13 protein-coding genes are annotated in these 16,887 nt (G+C 39.5%); 5 read left to right on the top strand and 8 right to left on the bottom strand.

The annotated features are described in order from the left end of the window. The first annotated feature begins 362 nt into the window (after positions 1-362). Together ZA06_RS08690 and ZA06_RS16915 are read left to right on the top strand one after the other, a co-directional pair. Positions 363-836, top strand: coding sequence for a hypothetical protein (locus tag ZA06_RS08690; RefSeq protein WP_157503163.1), 474 nt, complete (start codon positions 363-365; stop codon positions 834-836). A gap of 67 nt (positions 837-903) precedes the next feature. After that, positions 904-1,071: a hypothetical protein gene (locus tag ZA06_RS16915; protein WP_157503165.1), complete on the top strand. Its 168-nt coding sequence runs from the start codon at positions 904-906 to the stop codon at positions 1,069-1,071. Between the two features lie 58 nt (positions 1,072-1,129). On the opposite strand, the gene ZA06_RS08695 is transcribed toward ZA06_RS16915, so the two are convergent. The 3 genes from ZA06_RS08695 to ZA06_RS08705 all read right to left on the bottom strand — a co-directional run bounded on the left by ZA06_RS08695 (position 1,130) and on the right by ZA06_RS08705 (position 2,920). Then, on the bottom strand, positions 1,130-1,561 hold the full coding sequence (locus ZA06_RS08695) for a hypothetical protein (protein ID WP_053976973.1): 432 nt from the start codon (positions 1,559-1,561) through the stop codon (positions 1,130-1,132). Between the two features lie 244 nt (positions 1,562-1,805). Further along, entirely contained in the window at positions 1,806-2,117 is a 312-nt protein-coding gene (locus ZA06_RS08700) for a hypothetical protein (protein WP_053976974.1), read from the bottom strand. 209 nt (positions 2,118-2,326) lie between these two features. Further along, a complete protein-coding gene (locus ZA06_RS08705; protein WP_157503167.1) occupies positions 2,327-2,920 on the bottom strand; it encodes a hypothetical protein in 594 nt (197 codons plus the stop codon). Between the two features lie 293 nt (positions 2,921-3,213). Between ZA06_RS08705 and ZA06_RS08710 the strand changes: the two genes are divergently transcribed. Beyond that, complete coding sequence (locus ZA06_RS08710) at positions 3,214-5,070, top strand: helix-turn-helix domain-containing protein (RefSeq protein WP_053976976.1); 1,857 nt, start codon at positions 3,214-3,216, stop codon at positions 5,068-5,070. A gap of 52 nt (positions 5,071-5,122) precedes the next feature. Here the strand turns inward: ZA06_RS08710 and ZA06_RS08715 are convergent, their stop codons facing one another. Both ZA06_RS08715 and ZA06_RS08720 read right to left on the bottom strand, forming a co-directional pair. Then, positions 5,123-6,451 (bottom strand): DUF5723 family protein, encoded by a 1,329-nt coding sequence (locus ZA06_RS08715; RefSeq protein ID WP_053976977.1) that lies wholly within the window; start codon positions 6,449-6,451, stop codon positions 5,123-5,125. Between the two features lie 270 nt (positions 6,452-6,721). Beyond that, on the bottom strand, positions 6,722-7,114 hold the full coding sequence (locus ZA06_RS08720; RefSeq protein ID WP_053976978.1) for a hypothetical protein: 393 nt from the start codon (positions 7,112-7,114) through the stop codon (positions 6,722-6,724). 249 nt (positions 7,115-7,363) lie between these two features. Between ZA06_RS08720 and ZA06_RS08725 the strand changes: the two genes are divergently transcribed. Then, the gene (locus ZA06_RS08725; RefSeq protein WP_053976979.1) at positions 7,364-8,689 is read left to right on the top strand and encodes a pectate lyase family protein; all 1,326 of its coding nucleotides are present in this window, start codon (positions 7,364-7,366) and stop codon (positions 8,687-8,689) included. A 310-nt stretch (positions 8,690-8,999) separates the two neighbouring features. Next, positions 9,000-13,037: a pectinesterase family protein gene (locus ZA06_RS08730; protein WP_053976980.1), complete on the top strand. Its 4,038-nt coding sequence runs from the start codon at positions 9,000-9,002 to the stop codon at positions 13,035-13,037. Between the two features lie 141 nt (positions 13,038-13,178). Here the strand turns inward: ZA06_RS08730 and ZA06_RS08735 are convergent, their stop codons facing one another. The 3 genes from ZA06_RS08735 to ZA06_RS08745 form a co-directional block, all read right to left on the bottom strand. After that, positions 13,179-13,529: a DUF2200 domain-containing protein gene (locus ZA06_RS08735; protein ID WP_053976981.1), complete on the bottom strand. Its 351-nt coding sequence runs from the start codon at positions 13,527-13,529 to the stop codon at positions 13,179-13,181. Between the two features lie 131 nt (positions 13,530-13,660). After that, positions 13,661-15,328, bottom strand: coding sequence for a formate--tetrahydrofolate ligase (locus ZA06_RS08740; RefSeq protein WP_053976982.1), 1,668 nt, complete (start codon positions 15,326-15,328; stop codon positions 13,661-13,663). Between the two features lie 215 nt (positions 15,329-15,543). Continuing rightward, positions 15,544-16,869, bottom strand: coding sequence for an adenylate/guanylate cyclase domain-containing protein (locus ZA06_RS08745; protein ID WP_053976983.1), 1,326 nt, complete (start codon positions 16,867-16,869; stop codon positions 15,544-15,546). Positions 16,870-16,887: the final 18 nt, after the last annotated feature.

The following is a 16,887-nucleotide window of genomic DNA, read 5'->3' on the forward strand; positions in this document are numbered from 1 at the left end:
TTTTAACGGATGGATAAAATGAAATGTTATTATATCCATTCTATTTATTTCGACAAAACTACATATAATTCTTACATATCCATTGGTGTATAATAGAATTAAACCTATAGCTGTTTAAGAAGGTTGTTAATGTTAGTGATTATGTCTCTCCTAAGTATGAGACTTACCAATGAGAAGCTTTCCTTTTTTCTTAATTGAAGATTGGGATGCTTTTTGTTTTAGGGGTGTTTTCGGTTCTTTAATAAGCGCCCAATTTGTCAATTTTCTCCTCAAGTGTAGCTATGTGCTTTATAGACGTTACTAAATTTTTTAGCAGTAATGCAAAAGTTCAATTTGTAATGTATTTTTTATAATTTCATGTTATGAAATATACGAGCCGCTACCTTTTGGGTATTTTGTTTTTAATGATCTGCAATTGTGACGGTATTTATATGGACCGCATCTATACAATAGTAGTTTATAACAGTTCCGAAAATAATATTAAATATCATTTTGGGGATGAGTATTCTCCAATTATCTATAATGACACTATATTACCTTTAAATAAAGATGATTTAACTTTTGGAATTGTAGCTGCACAGACAAACACTTTTCTGGGTAATTCAGAGAAATGGCAAGCAAGAATTGACAGATTAGAACGAGATACTCTTTCTATCTATATTTTTGATCAAAATGAATTATCTAATTTAGGTTGGACTGAAATTAGGGATAACTACCTGGTCTTAAAAAGGTATGATTTAAGTGTTCAGGGTCTAGAAAATCTCAATTTTCAAATTGAATATCCGCCTAATCCGGATATGTCAGGTGTTAAGCAGTTTCCTCCTTATGGGGAGTAGTTGAATAGAGATATTCTTATCCAATAATGAATGAAGAAAATTAAAAACATTACAGCTGTATTCTGAATTGCTTTCTGATGATGGAATACTGTATGTATGGATATTTGATGAAGAGGTAATTAATAATACTCCTTGGGAGGAAATTGTGGAAAATGGAGAAGATTTTATTTGGAGTGAGTTGACACTGAAGGAACTGATAGATATGAATTGGATTATAGAATATGATGGAAATTGAGATAAAAAGAACAGGGAGCTATAGCTCCCTGTTTTATTTTTAATGTTATTAGTTTTATCTATAATTTGACGGTTAACCCAATACCAGGAGATAAGCCAGCAACGTTTCCTCCTGCTATTTCTGCATAGACGCCCCATTTGTCATTCCAGAACCAGCGACCGCCAATCTGCAGGCCAAAATCAATATCACTGTCGTCATGGCCACTTCCCATATAAACCGAATATCCAAAATTGGCTCCTCCGTAAACGTCCCAAGCAGGAGCAGTTAGACCAAATAAATTGTCGAAATAATAGTTGCCTTTGACACCTAAGTTCAACCAGTCAAAATCTAAACTGGTTCCTCCTCCGGGAGCAATGGTAATATCCCTGTGAATAGGAATTTCATAATTAGCACCCACAAAGCCAAAGTTCAATTCGCTTCTAGCTTGTCCGAAAACACTTGCCGCACTAAATAGTAGAGCAGAGACAAATAATAAAGTTAATTTATTCATAATTTAAAGTTATAAGTTAAACTCATTAATTACATGTTTAAATGAGGTTTGAGTTTATGCACCGTGTATGGTGTGATGTAGGGCTTTAAAAAATGTAAATAGTTTGTAGTCACTAAATTAAGTATTTTTTTTTCTCTAACCTAACGGATTTTTCAACAATCATTAAGGAGATTCTTTCAGCTTTGTCTAGAGGAGGGATTTTATATAAAAGTAAAGGGGCTCGGTGAGAGGAGTCTAATTAGTATTATTGGGTAATTTGAATCCAATCCATTTCATAGCATTCATCTGGAATTTTTTTGATGTAGCCCGATAGGCTCTGTCTGGTTGTGGTGCTTATATTTTCAACATATACACAATGGCTACCTTCAGCTACATAAATATCCCTTAGCCGCTCCAATTCGTTTTTGTATATGAAGGCAATTTTTAAGCAGGATTGCTCTTCATAGGTGCATTCACAATCTGTAAAATAGGAGATTTCATAGGTGCAACTTTCATCATCTTCACTTGAACAGCTAAAAATCAGAAATATGCCTAGTAAAAAGTAATGTAACTTCATGTTGGAAACAATTTAAGATCCTGATTTATATAAAGTTACGAAATTTTAAATGTTTGATTTTTAGAAGAGTGATATAAATTTAAATAATGAAGGCTGAGATTTTTTAATGTCCCTTATTGTTAACCGGACTGAGGGAAAAATAAGTCCCGATACCACTTTAAAGATAAAATGCCATCGGGACTTTTACAGAATTTATTCGTCTGGTTCAACTATTTGTTGGCTTTGGGGAGAACCAAGGTGCCTGTAACTTGGTGGTCTGTTTGGAATTCGGGGATGAAATTTCCGTCATCATCAAAGGAATTGACATAACTATTAAAAGTGGCATTTCCAGTGGCGCCTTCAAATCTGCCAGTACCTCCATTAAAAACAATAGGATCTTCAAAATAACCTTCATAAAAAGGATCGTCAATAATCATGACTTCACCGTAGGATCCGTCATCGGGATTGGTAAAATACAGCTCATCTCCATTGGCAGCTATCAGCACGCCATCAACATTGGTATAGGTCAAACCAGCTTCGCAAAATTTAATGGTAACGCTAAAGTTTCCTAAATGGGTGCCTGTTCCAGCACCAACTTGGTAATTAAATCCAACGAATGGGGCTTCGGTACAATAACCCTCCCCAGTCAAACTATAATTTCGCTTGGTGAAAAAAATCAATTTTAATGGTTTTTCTACAGAGCCATTAGCCATCTTGGCTTGAGTGGCGCTTTCGTTGCTTATCATATCGGTTTCTTGGGTGTCGCATGCTGTGAAGCTCAACAACAGGGTGCATGCCGAAAGGAATAGAGAAAGTGGTTTCATGATGCTTAAATTTTATATGGTTATGTTTTTGATTATTCGTGTATATAAAGGTATTGCGGACGTGTTTATTTTGGGAAAATACATGTTGCATGCAACTTAAACTATGTTGCAAACCCTGTAACAAAAGTGGTTTATTCCGTGGTATACGATAAATTCACATCCTTAAGGTTGATGAAAAAGAAGCAATGCAGGTCAAAGCTTTTTTTAATTTTTAGTAATTTTAGAATCAGCACATTAGCTGAATTGGGGAACTGGTTTGCAATCATTGAGATTGCTTAAAGACATGTGGGGATATGGATCCGCTGATATCAATGAATCAAGCTTTTATTGAAAAGCTGTATGGGATTTTAGAAGAGAACTATCAGGATGAGAACTTTGGAGTGAAGGAGTTGGCTTCAGAGGCGGGAATTAGCAGGTCTCAACTGCACCGAAAATTGCAAACTCTAAAAGGAATGTCGGCCAGTAAATTTATCAGGTCGTTTCGTCTTGAGAAGGCACACACGCTTTTGGAAAATAATGTCTCAACCGTTTCCGAAGTGTCCTATGCTGTGGGGTTTAACAGTCCTTCCTATTTTATTAAATGCTTTCACGACCATTACAAATGTTCTCCAGGTGAATTGAAATCGCTCAATTCAATTAATAATGTGGATAGATTGAAACAACAATCCATACCCGATGAGCGTTCTTCCAGTGTAGGTCAAAGAATTTGGGTAGTAGTAATGGCTACCTTTGTGGCAGGCTTGGTGATTTTCAATTTGTGGTATATCAGTCCTAAAAATCAACCATTGTCCCTGGCGGTGCTGCCCTTTAGAAATTTGAGCGAAGACCCGTCCAACCAATATTTCTCCGATGGTATTATGGACATGATCACGAGTCAATTGTCTCATGTAGATGGGCTAAATGTCATTTCCAGGACTACCATGGAACATTACAGGGGAACTACCAGAACCATCCCTGAAATTTCAAAGGCGCTCAACGTGTCCTATATATTGGAAGGCAGTGTTCAGCGGTATGCCGATAAAACACAAATTATTCTTCAATTGATCGATGCCAAGGAGGACAGGCATCTTTGGTCTCAAAATTATGAGCGGGCCTATGAGGATATCTTTGAGTTGCAGGGTGCGATTGCTCAGGACGTGGCCAAACAGCTTAAAGTGACTATTGGTCCAAATAAGGATAGAATACATCAAACTAAAGCACCTAAAAACTTTGAAGCCTTCAATACCTATTTAAAAGGACGTTTTTTTTGGCACCGACGTACAGAGGAGGATTTGAAGAAAAGCATTTATTATTTTGAAAAGGCTATAGAAATAGATCCTCATTATGCCTTGGCTTATGCAGGTTTGGCCGATGCCTATTTTATCATGGTTTGGTGGGGTTGGTATGATGTGGAAATGGGGATCGCTAAAGCCCGAAAGTATGTGGATATGGCATTGAATTTAGATTCCAAGGACGCTTCTGCCCATGCTACGTTAGGGGGGATTTTAGCTTGGTATGATTGGAATTGGGAAATGGCAGAAGAAGAGTTGAAAAAGGCTGTTTCCATAGATCCTCAGTATGCTACGGGGCATCAATATTATGCTGAGTTGTTGGACATTTTGGGAAGAAATAGAGAGGCAAGGGAGCAGATTGACCTGGCGTTAAAGTACAACCCCAATTCGCGAGTTGGAAATAGCATAAGCGCCATGGTGTTTTACAATACAGGCAATTTTAAAAGAGCTTTAGAAGAACAAACTAAGTCGGCAGAAATTTCTGGAATACCGGACTATACTTTCTGTATGAAAAATTTAATGTGGTTGGAGGATCAAGAAGAGGCGCTGAACTGTTTCAAGAAAATGGAATCGGTCAATGAAGATGATATGGCGCAAATTGATCTGTTGTTTAAAAATGGAGGTATGGAGGCGGTGTTAAGGGCCTATGCCGATCGGTTAGAATTTAAAAGTGGGGAACCTTACTATAAATTGGGAACTTTATACTGTTTGGCTAAAAATTATGAAAAAGCTTTGGAGTGTTTGGAGAAGAGCTATGAAGCTAGGGAACTTTTGATGCCACGAATGAAAAACAATTACGATTTTAAAGAACTAAGGAACGAACCTAGATTTTTAAAGTTGGTTGAAAATATGGGGCAGCATAAAAACTTTGAGGAGTGATTTTAATATATCGGGATATAAAAAGTGCCCCAAAATTGGGGCACTTTTGTCTTTATTGATAAATAGGGATTTTAAGTCCTAGATAAATATCTGCCGTTTTCGTCGATTTTGAAAAGGCATTGGAGAGTATGGAGCCAGAGCCTACCATTAGTGGGCCTGCTCTTAGACCACAGCCCCAAGCAAAGTTTCCGTATTCCCTAAAACTCGCCGGCAGATAAAAACTGAACCATTTAATTTCGTATCGCGGGGCAATAGTTATTGCATTGATAATACTCGATGCAGTGGAATTGCTTTTGTCGGTTAGGGAAAATGAGCCTTGTACGCTCACAAATAATGATTTTACAATACTATAATCTGCTAAGAAATGTAGGGCAGTTGGCAATTGTATTTTACTGTCTGTAAGCTTTTCTGTGTAATCGTAATATTCGTCAAGAATATCTTCTACTTCTTTGTCCTCAAACTCGTCGGTATTTACTATGTTGTTCAAATCATAACTGGTTTCTGTTGTGCCTTTGTAAGTCACTGAACCTATATCTGTAACCGATACGCCTACCTTTAACTTGTAGTCCTTAAGTTTTTTTGAAGTGGAGTCTATAACTGCATTTCGGCGCCATTCGTATGTGGCTCCTATATCGGCCCCAAATCCGGTACTTAAATTGGATAAATCCAAATCGTCAGTATCAAAACCTTGGGTCGAAGCATAGTTAAGGTTACCCGTTGTAGTGAGCAAGTCAGTATCTGCGCTGTAGTGTCCCTGAATTTGATCGGCGTTTATGTAAATACTTCCTGCTCCTTGAATATATTTTAAGGTGACTCCTGCCTTTAGGAAGTGATGCTGCTTGTCCAATAGCACTGTTCCATAACTAAGGCCTAATTCTCCCCAAACATGTACGGTGCCGTTCAAATTATTAATATTAATGTCAATATCTTCGTCGTCCTCAAATCCATTTTCTAAATCATCAAAGAGTTTCCCGTTCATATTATGGAGATTCAAAAAACTTCTAGCCCTTGTGGTTATGGCAATGCTATGCTTTGGGGTGATGTTCATCATAAAGGAAGGACCCAATGCATCCATATTAAGGAAAAAATTATTGTTGTTGCTGGCTGTGGTATTGGAATCTTCTTCAAAATCGAATTCTCCATTACTTTTAAAAAGGTCTTTAAAGTTGAAACTTAAATAGTCGCTTCCTGCAAAGGAGCTAAAAGAAAAGAAGTTGATATCCGTTTTAAAGGGAGAATCCACAACATTAGAAGGGTTAACTAAGACACTGTGGATTCCAGCATAATTGTCAATATTGAAACCTACATAGTTTTGGGATTGCATGGAAAAGTTAGTAGCAAGTCCTAGAAAAAGGAATGCAAACAGGAAAAGTTGTTTCATGAGGGTTTTTGTTGGTTGATAGCGGCCAAATATATTAAAAGTTTTGAAAGTGAAATATTACAGATATGAAAACTTTACATTAAATTTTTTTAGTTGAATCCATTGCACTCTAACTATATCGGAGGAAATTTTAGTGTTTTAAGGAATGGTTGCTTTGTAAGTAAATGGGAGAAGGGAAGAGGCATTCTTTTGTTTTTTGGAAAGGGGGGAGTACTATTTGGGTAAGAATATAAAAAAAATCCCTTGCTCGAAGTAGCAAGGGATTTTATATTATAAAACCCATTTGGCTAATTTATATTTTCGCTTGAAAGGCTTGATTTCTTTGTTGATTTTCTTTTTGTAGGATTTCAACATATCGTCATTTCCAAAGGCACTTTCAAGGACACCATCCCGTTGATTTTTTCTATTCGTCAGTTTTTTGATCTTGGTATCATCATCGTCATCTCCACTGGCGATGTCCATAATGTCCTGAACATAGCTGCGATTTTCTGACTCAATTTTGTCTTTGAGTTCAGAGGAAATTCCTAAATCATTCCCTGGATTAAGGGTAGAAAGTAAATCTGATGAAAATTGGGCCGAAGGCTTGGTGATGGTTTGGGCCTGAAAACTAAATGAAATAAGGGTGAAGAGTATCACTCCAAGGTACGTTACTTTGGTGCTCATAATAATTGATTTTAATAGTTTCTTAAATGTAATCAATTAAAAATCAGTAAACAACAGTTTATTTTTTATTCTTAAGCCGTACTCTTCTGAAGTGATAGAATCTCATTTTAACAACGCTATTGGGTTCTTGGTATTGGAGAATTGAATATTATGTCTTAATTTGGTAATCGATTACATTGTTATAATAGTAACGAAATGCTTTCTAGGCTATGGCATTGTGATTCCTTCCTAATTTAATTTGAGATACTCATGAAAAAACGATTACTTTTTGCTGCCTTATTGGCGGGTATGTTCCATGTGAATGGGCAAAATTATTATATGGAATCGCCGGAAGGCTTTGGAGCTGCAGCTACTGGAGGTGGGAGTGCCACTCCTATTACGGTTACTACTTATACAGCTTTAAAGACGAATATTGAGGCGGCTGGTCCCAAAGTTATTTTGGTTTCCGGAACCATCACCATTCCAGAAGGTCAGCAAATTAGTAAAGTAGTGACCGACAAAACTATTTTAGGGTTGCCGGGTGCCAAATTGGTTAACAATAGCCAGACTCAAAGTGGTTCAGGGATTTTGAACTTGAAAAATGGATCGAATAACGTAATTATAAGAAACTTGATTTTTGAAGGTCCAGGTGCCTATGATGTGGATGGACGTGATAATTTAACGGCCGATGGTTGTACCAATTTATGGGTGGACCATTGTGAGTTTCAGGATGGTGTGGATGGCAATTTCGATATTAAAGGAAATTCAGATGATGTGACTGTGTCTTGGTGTAAGTTTACCTATTTAAAGCCTGCCGTTCCAGGTGGTCCAGGGGGATCTAATGACCACAGGTTTTCCAATTTGGTGGGTTCTAGCAGCACCAATGCTCCTGTAGATGGACATTACAGTGTGACCTTTCAAAATTGCTTTTGGGCAGATGGTGTGAAGGCCAGAATGCCTCGAGCCAGAAATGCCGAATTGCATATTCTCAATTGTTATGTCAATACAGATGTATCGAGTTCTACAGCCCTAGGATTGGGAGGTGGTATCAATGATCTTACCTGCTATGTGGAAAATACAGATTTTGCCAATGTGGGCAATGTGTACCAAAATGCCAGTTCCGACGGAGGAACCGTGTCCTTGGTATTTGACAACTGCTTAAATGGCGAGTCTAATGTTGGCACAGTTACGGCGCCTACGTATAGCTATACCGTGATTGAGGTAGAAGATGTTGCTGAGGTGATTAGTAATGAAAGTTGTGGTGCTGGAGCTACTCTCGATATTACTGATACAGGGGAAATTTCCTCCTCTTGTGATAATCTGGGCCTTCAAGACTTAGAAAGCATAGGAGTAAAAGTATATCCAACGATTGTGGAAGATATGTGCTATATTGAAGTTCCGTCCAAACTTAATGGAAATGTGTCTATAGAAATTTTTACTGTAACAGGACAAAAATTGGATGCCCTTCCAAATACTCATGAAATGGATGGGTTAGAAAGATACGCCTTAGATTTGAGTCAATTTTCCAAAGGCATGTACATATGTAAACTTCAAATTAATGGAAAAACTGAAAGCTTCCGTTTGATGAAACGATAGAAAATAGTTTAAAAACCCTAAGACGAGTTCTTGGGGTTTTTTTATCCCTGATTAATAAATTGATTTTTTAGAAGTGTTATAAATGTGAAATTCACACTTTTTTGAGTAATATTTTTTGATTATAACAATTTTGTAATATATTTACGTAATCGATTACATTAATTTTAAGTAGTTGTCGACCTTCTTAAAATGTCATCGATTCCCCTTATTAATTGGCTAAACCTACCATTGTTGGTAAAGAATGTCCTGAGTTAATGTCAGTCATTGACTTGGCGTTTTTTGATAATTAACTAGAACAAATTGTTACTACATGAAAAAACATTACTTTCTTTTGCAACTGTTCCTTTTATGTGTTGTAGCTGCCGTTCAAGGGCAGACCACTACCAGCTACAATTTAGGGGACCAATCCACCTTTACCAATTCGGGTAATCAGTGGGATCCTGTGACTTCTACTACAAGTCCAGATGGGAACGTTAGAACCCAAGCCGCTACAAGTTTGTGGCATAGTGCCGGATATGGCATTGCCTTCCAAAATGGAAATTCATTGGAAATAGACGTAACGGGTACTTGTACCATCCGTTTTTACGGATCGGTCTACAGTGCGGGAACCTTAGATGGTGGTACTTCCTTAGGAGGAAACGATCTTGGCACTTTAGATGTAGATATGGATGCATATCCAGAAATGGCAGACCAAACGGGGTACTATGAATACAGTTATACGGGAGGGGCCGGAACCCTATATTTTACATTTAGTGGTTCCAATGCTTACACTCCGGCTATAGAGGTCACCTATCCCTATACCATTTATAATTTGGGAGATCAATCTACTTTTACCAATACTGGAGTGCAATGGGATCCCGTAACATCCACTACAAGTCCTGATGGGAAGGTAAGAACTCAAGCGGCAACATCTCAGTGGCATAGCACCGGTTATGGGGTTGCCTTTAAGGAAGGAAACTCTTTGGAAATTGATGTGGAGGGGACCAATACTACGGTTCGCTTTTACGGATCGGTGTATAGCGCGGGCACTATGAGTGGAGGAACCTCCTTGGGAGGTAACGATTTGGGAGTGATGGACGTTGATATGGATGCCTACCCTGAAATGGGAGACCAAACAGGCTACTATGAGTTTACTTATGTAGGCGGAGCTACTACCTTATATTTTACATTTAATGGCTCCAATGCTTATACGCCTGCCATTCAGGTGACCAATCTTCCTGCGTCTATCATTATGACAGATGTTTGGGATTTTGGGGCAGAGCAATTTGATGAGGTTTTGTATAATAATCATTTGAATGAAGAAGTAATCAATGCTTGGTATGATGGTGTAACTCCAGGAACAAGCGGGGTAAACCTACCGTCATTTTCAGCTGGCGATTTGGGTTATGTTACCAATGGTACCAGCGATCGTTTAAGAACTACCAACACCAATATTACCCGTTGGGATGAAAATATTGCTAGTTCAACTAATTTCACTGGAAGGGTATACGTTAATTCTGGAGCTAATACGAATCGTTACTTGACGCTGAATTTACAGGAAGACGATGAAGTTACCATTCATGCCAGAACAGATTCAGGAGGAAATATCAATTTTGAATATGCCGCCGACCCGGCTGCCCAAAAAGATGAGGTTGAAATGCCTGCCGCAGAGGTAGAACTGCAATTCGTGGCCCAATATGCTGGAGAATACCATGTATATGACAATATAGGGAAGCCTAGTTATTTTAGGGTTTTAAGAAAAGCCGCCAATTACATAACGATTACAGGAAATGTAGATGCTACTGAAGCACCTGGAATTCCTGAAGGATATACTGTACAGTATACTAACGAAGCAGGTAAAATGTATGAAGCTGTGGTGACCGATGGAACTTACAGCATCGAGGTGCCTGCACCTTATACTTATGCCTTAAGTCTAGGGGGCGCCAATGGGTATGTTATTACCAACGGAGATACTGTTGAGGTAACAGAGGAAAGCACTACGCATGACATTACAGTGTTACAAGTAGATTTATACAATTTAAGTGGTGCTATCACAGGATTGTCAGACCTTTCAAATTTGGAATTACATTTCACGCCAGATCCATTAGTGGAAACCATTTACCAACCAATAGTTACTGTGGATGCCGAAGCAATGACCTATACGGTAAACCTTGAAGCGGATTTAGAATATACCATTTCTGCAGAAGGTGTTAACGACTATGAGATTTTGGATAACACCATTACTATAGGAACTGCAGCTGCTACTTCCGATGTCAATTTCACTTTAAAGCCAGTATATAACGTAAGCATTATTGCTCCGGATTTGGATGCTGAGCAAATGAATGCTTTGAGTTTAACCTTTACCAATAATAACGAAGAAGGCTATACCTATACTTTTGCCGATGTTACTACTGTGTCATTACGCGATGGGGTTTATAGTATTACATATGATGGATTGGACGCCTATCCAATTGAATTGGCCCTAACTTCCAATGTAACTGTTGATGGAGCCGATACTTCTAAGGAACTTTCTTTTGATCCTGTAAGCGAATGGCTATTCGATGATAAAGTCATTTCCAATGCTGTGGCATATAAAGGATTGATTTTTTCAGGAAGTGTAAGCGTAAGAGGGGATCACAGTCCACCAGACCTAGTGGCTTCTACAGGTGCAACTATTGCCGTGCCAATTGCGGTTGATCAAAAAGTGATTGTAACCGATTACTACCAATCCAATTATACCATCGAAGATGGCGATGTGGTGGCCAATACTTCTGGAAGTACCAGTTCTAGTGTCGTTTCTGAATATGTATATGAGGGTACGGTCGATGGTACGGTGACGATTTCGGTAGGTGGAACTTCTTATTTCCGCTCTATTAAAGTGGTAGATATTGTAGCTTATACCGCTGTGATTACTGTGGGAGTTGACAAGGATTACCAAACTATTAACGCTGCTTTGGATGCTGTAGCCAATATGGAACGTCCAAACAACGAATTGGTAACTATTGTAATCGATCCGGGAAATTATGAAGAGATGTTGGTGGTTTCAAGTCATAACGTGACATTGAAAAATGCGTCATCTACTCCAAGTATTGCAATTTTGAACGAAGGTGTAGATATAGATGCCAATGCCGTTCGTATTACCTCTTATTATGGACAGAAGTACAATTTCTTTAGTCAAGGCACAGACAATAAATGGAGTGCTGAAGCTTTGGCGGTAAATACTGAAAACGGTTATACTTATTATGTGAATCAAGAAGGAACTGGAGGAGGAACTTCCTATTGGAATGCTACAGTAGTGATTACTGCCGAGGATGTGACTTTTGAAAACATCATTTTAGAAAACTCTTTTAACCAATACATTTCCCAAAAGGAATCGGAAGATACCGTATTGGCCAAAGCGCCAAGTGAACCAACCCGTCCAACCGATTATGGAAACACAAGTGTTCAGGATCGCTCGGCTGGTTATGTAACACAGGCTGCCGCTATAGGAATTGCCAATAGTGCCGATAGAGTAATCTTGAACAATTGCCGTGTTATTGGACGTCAGGATTCCTTCTATGGAGCATCCGGAGCTCGTGTCGCCATTTACAAAGGTGCCATGATGGGAGCTGTGGATTATCTGTTTGGAGGGATGACAGCAGTATTTTATCAAACCGATTTGGTATTGAACACCAGTGATTCCAGCAACGATGCTGCCTATATTACCGCAGCACAACAAACCAGTGGGAGAGGGTTTTTAATGTATGAATGTCACGTAGTATCACCAGTACCAGGTGTGGAGACCGCTTCTACTTATGGTTCTAAACCGGGGTATTTTGGACGTCCTTGGGCACCGAATACAAGTGAAGTGGTGTTCTACAATACGACTATTGATGAGTCAACATATCCAGGATCGGAAGGCTTGTCCTTGATTGCACCAGCAGGCTGGACCAGTAGTTTGGGAGGCGAGTCGTCTATGATGTATGAATATGGTACTATTGAAAATGCTGAAGGCGTAGATAATTCCGATAGCCGTGCATCTTGGTCTACCGTGTTGACCACTGCAGAATTGACTGATGGAACAGCTATCAATACTCTTAATTTTACCCAAGGAAATGATGGTTGGGACCCTTTTCCGGAATTAGACGGCTCATTGGGAATTGAAGATGACATTATGGAAACTGCGGTTACCGTGAGAGCTTACCGTCAGCAGTTATTTATTTCCAATGTGTCTTCTGCAACTCAGGTAAAAGTGTATGCTTTAACAGGTGCCTTAGTACATGAGTTTGAAACCAATCAGGATACGTCAATAGATATTGCGAATGGTCTTTGGATTGTAAACTTAAATGCTCAAGATGGTTCAAAAACCATAAAATTGATAGCACATTAAAAGTTAGTTGTTTTAAAAAATAGACAGGATCAATTAGTATGGTAAACAATCCTGTTTAGACTGTTATTTGTTTTAAAAAGCTCCAAAATATTTTGGGGCTTTTTTGTGTTTTAAATCGAGAAGATGAAAAGAGAGGTCTTTTTAAGTTCTCAAAATCTTTTCCATAGCCCTTCCCTTGGCCAATTCATCAATAAGTTTGTCCAAATACCTAATTTGTTGCATGAGATCTTCTTCAATTTCTTCTACACGGTAACCACAGATAACACCTGTAATTTTGGAGGCATTGGGGTTAATTTCGGGAGCTTCTGCAAAAAAGGTTTCAAAATCGGCCTTGGTATCTATTTGCTCCTGAAGTTCGGTTAGGTCATATCCCGTAAGCCAACAAATAATGGTGTCTACTTCCTCTTTGGTGCGGCCTTTTTTCTCTGCTTTGGCAACATAGTGGGGATAGACGCTGGCAAATGCCATTTTATATATTCTCGTGTTTTTCATGATCTTTTGGTTTTGTTAACAGTGTTGGATTTGGTAATAACAAGATACACAATAAATGGTTCAAGTGAATTAAGGCAAACAAAAAGCCCAAAATTTATCTTTTTGGGCTTTTCATTATTTAGTAATGCAGTTTAAAATAGGCCTTCAATGTTGCCGTCGGCATCTATGGTTATAAGTTCTGCCGAAGGTGTGGCTGGCAATCCTGGCATTCGCAAAATGGCGCCGGCAATAGGAATGATAAATCCTGCTCCTGAAGCAACTTCAAATTCTCTAATATTGATATCGAAGTTTTCCGGGCGGCCCAGTTTCTTTTCGTCATCACTCAAACTTTTCTGCGTTTTAGCCATACAAACCGGAAGGTCTCCAAAACCAAGCGCTTCAAAGCGCTTCATCTGATTCATTGCTTTATTGGAAAGGATGACATGTTTGGCTCCGTAAATGGTTCGGGTAATTTTTTCCATTTTGGTTCTGATGGAATCCGATAATTCATAAGTGTGGCTGATTTTTTCGGTGCAATTTTCAGCAGCTTCAACCACTAATTTTGCCAAATCTGTACAGCCGTCACCTCCTTTGGCCCATCCATAGCTTAGGGCTACTGGTACGCCCATTTTCTCACAGTGTTCAAAGAGCAACTGTTTTTCAGCTTCGGTATCACTATCAAAAGCATTTATGGAAATCACCACAGGTACCCCGAAACTTTTCAAACTGTCCACATGGCGTTCCAAATTTGGGAGCCCTTTGGCAAGAGCTTCGGTGTCTTCTTGTGTCAATTCCGACAAGGATTTTCCTCCGTGGTATTTTAAAGCTCTAATAGTGGCTACCAATACAACCGCCTTAGGGGAGAGTCCTGCATTTTGGCATTTTATATTCATGAATTTTTCGGCCCCTAAATCGGCGCCAAAACCAGCTTCGGTGACTACATAGTCGGCAAGGCTCATTCCCATTTTTGTGGCAAGGATTGAGTTGGTACCTTGTGCTATATTGGCAAACGGGCCACCGTGGATAATAGCAGGTGTTCCTTCCAAAGTTTGAACTAAATTAGGCTTAATGGCATCCTTCATCAAAACGGCCATAGCACCGTGGGCGTTGAGGTCTTTGGCGAAAACTGGTTTCCCTTCCCAAGTATCTCCTATATAAATGTTGCCCATGCGTTCTGTAAGGTCTTCCAAACTCGTACTCATACAAAGAATGGCCATAATTTCTGAGGCAGCCGTAATGTTGAAGCCTGTTTCGCGAGGCACACCTCCTGCTTTTCCTCCCAAGGCGCCCACAATGTTGCGAAGGGCTCGGTCGTTCATGTCCATACAGCGTTTCCAAAGCACTGTTCGGGGGTCAATGCCTAAACTTCTAGTTTTACTTTGGATGTTATTGTCTATTAGTGCTGCCAAAAGGTTGTTGGCTTTTTCTACAGCATGGAAATCTCCCGTAAAATGTAGGTTGATGTCTACCATTGGGATTACTTGGCTCCATCCACCTCCGGCGGCACCGCCTTTAATCCCAAATACAGGGCCTAAACTAGGTTCGCGCAAAACGGTTACCGTTTTTTTGCCAATTTTACTCAGGCCATCGGCCAAACCAATAGAAGTAGTGGTTTTTCCTTCACCGGCAGGGGTTGGAGTAATGGCAGTGACCAAAATTAAATTGCTTTGGTCAACCTTGTTTTGGTCAATAAGGTCCAAAGGAAGCTTTGCCTTGTCCGATCCGTAATAATCCAGTTGAGATTCGTCGATATTTAGTGTGGCTGCAATGTCGCGGATATGCTTTGGGGCGACGCTTTGCGATATTTGAAGATCCGTCATTTGTAATGGTCTTTTATGTATTATTGAGTTATGAACTTAAGGTATAAAGATACTTAAAAGCCTATAAAAAGAAGGAGGATAAAGGAGGTTTTATAGGAAGAAATGCTAAGCATTTTGTATTGAAATTCCTTTTATAGGAACGCAATAGCTGCCCTATAGCATCCCCATATCAACCCTATGGATACCTTATGGGAGGTGTATAGAGAAAAATGGCTTTAAGCGTATTTTTTCATTTCGGTGGTAATGATGGTCAAGGCCTGTTCCCAAGCTTTTAATAATTGCCCACTGCTATAATCACCCAATTCTTCTTCTATGGTTTCCAAAAGTGAAGATAAGACTACTGGATAATGGGCTTCACTAACCCCATACCTAGCATGACTTTCGCCTAACATTTTAAGACCTAAAGTAAGGTGTTCTGGCCTGCTCATAGAATAGACGATACCTCCTAGCATATGAGTGAGTAAGCGTCCTTGGGAAGCCATGTTATTTTTGAAAAGGGCTCTAGCTTCCGGAGCTTTTTCAAATACCCGATTATAAAACTTAGTAGCAAAGGCCTCTTCATTGCGTAAGATGTAGTCTAAGGAACGCTGCAATTCCAATTGAATATCCATTTCCTTGAATCCCTTCAATTCGTAGAGTGTGGTTTGGTGTTCATGGCCGTCCATTTGTGGGGTAAAGACCTGTCCCGTTTCCAAAGTGCCTTCGGGCAGTCCTTTATAAATGGATTCCGAAATCAAGATATTGGTCAGGGCCGTTTTGTTGAAGGATTGGATACGGCTAGCCGTATTAACAGGGTCGCCAACTACCGCAAATTGCTTATGTTTTGGATGGCCCAAGTGGCCAATGTAGGCTTTTCCAAAATTGATGCCTATGCCCAGCTTAATGGTCACATCAAAATCTACCAATTCAAAACGGTTGAGTCGTTCAATCGCATATTGCATACCCAATGCCGCCCTTACGGCATCCTGACAATTTTTGTTCCGAAGCCCTCCTGAAACTCCAAAAAGACCAATGATTTCATCGCCGGCATATTGATAGATGACACCGTTGTTAATTAAGATAGGATCTCCCAATACAGTATAGAACCGGTTAAGAATATGGGCAACATCAAAGTTGCTGTTTTCCGAAGCCATTTTGGTAAAGCCTCTAATATCGCAGAACAAAATTGCAATGGCACGCTCTTCTGCAGAACCTTCGGGAACGGTCTCCAATTGTAATTTATTGACTTCGGCGCTGGTCCATACCAAACGTTGAATACTTACATCCCCTTTTGGATAGCATTGGCAGGCCAATCTAATGGAAGGGTCCCATTTCCTAATGCTCGCTACTTCTTGCTCCTTAAGGGTTCTAGGCGTAAGGTTGTGCAGACCGTCCAAAACCCGAATTCGGCAAGTGGTACATAAACCATTGCCACCACATTCGTGCATGTGCGGTATTTGGTTGTTGATGGACAGTTCTAGGAGTGTAGAGTCAGGATCGGTGTGTTCAATCTGTTGGTTGATGCCAGTATAGGTAACCACGGGAATCTTTACATTAGCCATGTTAGAAAGCTTTGTTTC

The sequence above is a fragment of the Mangrovimonas xylaniphaga genome (assembly GCF_001280435.1).
Taxonomy (GTDB): Bacteria; Bacteroidota; Bacteroidia; order Flavobacteriales; family Flavobacteriaceae; genus Mangrovimonas_A; species Mangrovimonas_A xylaniphaga.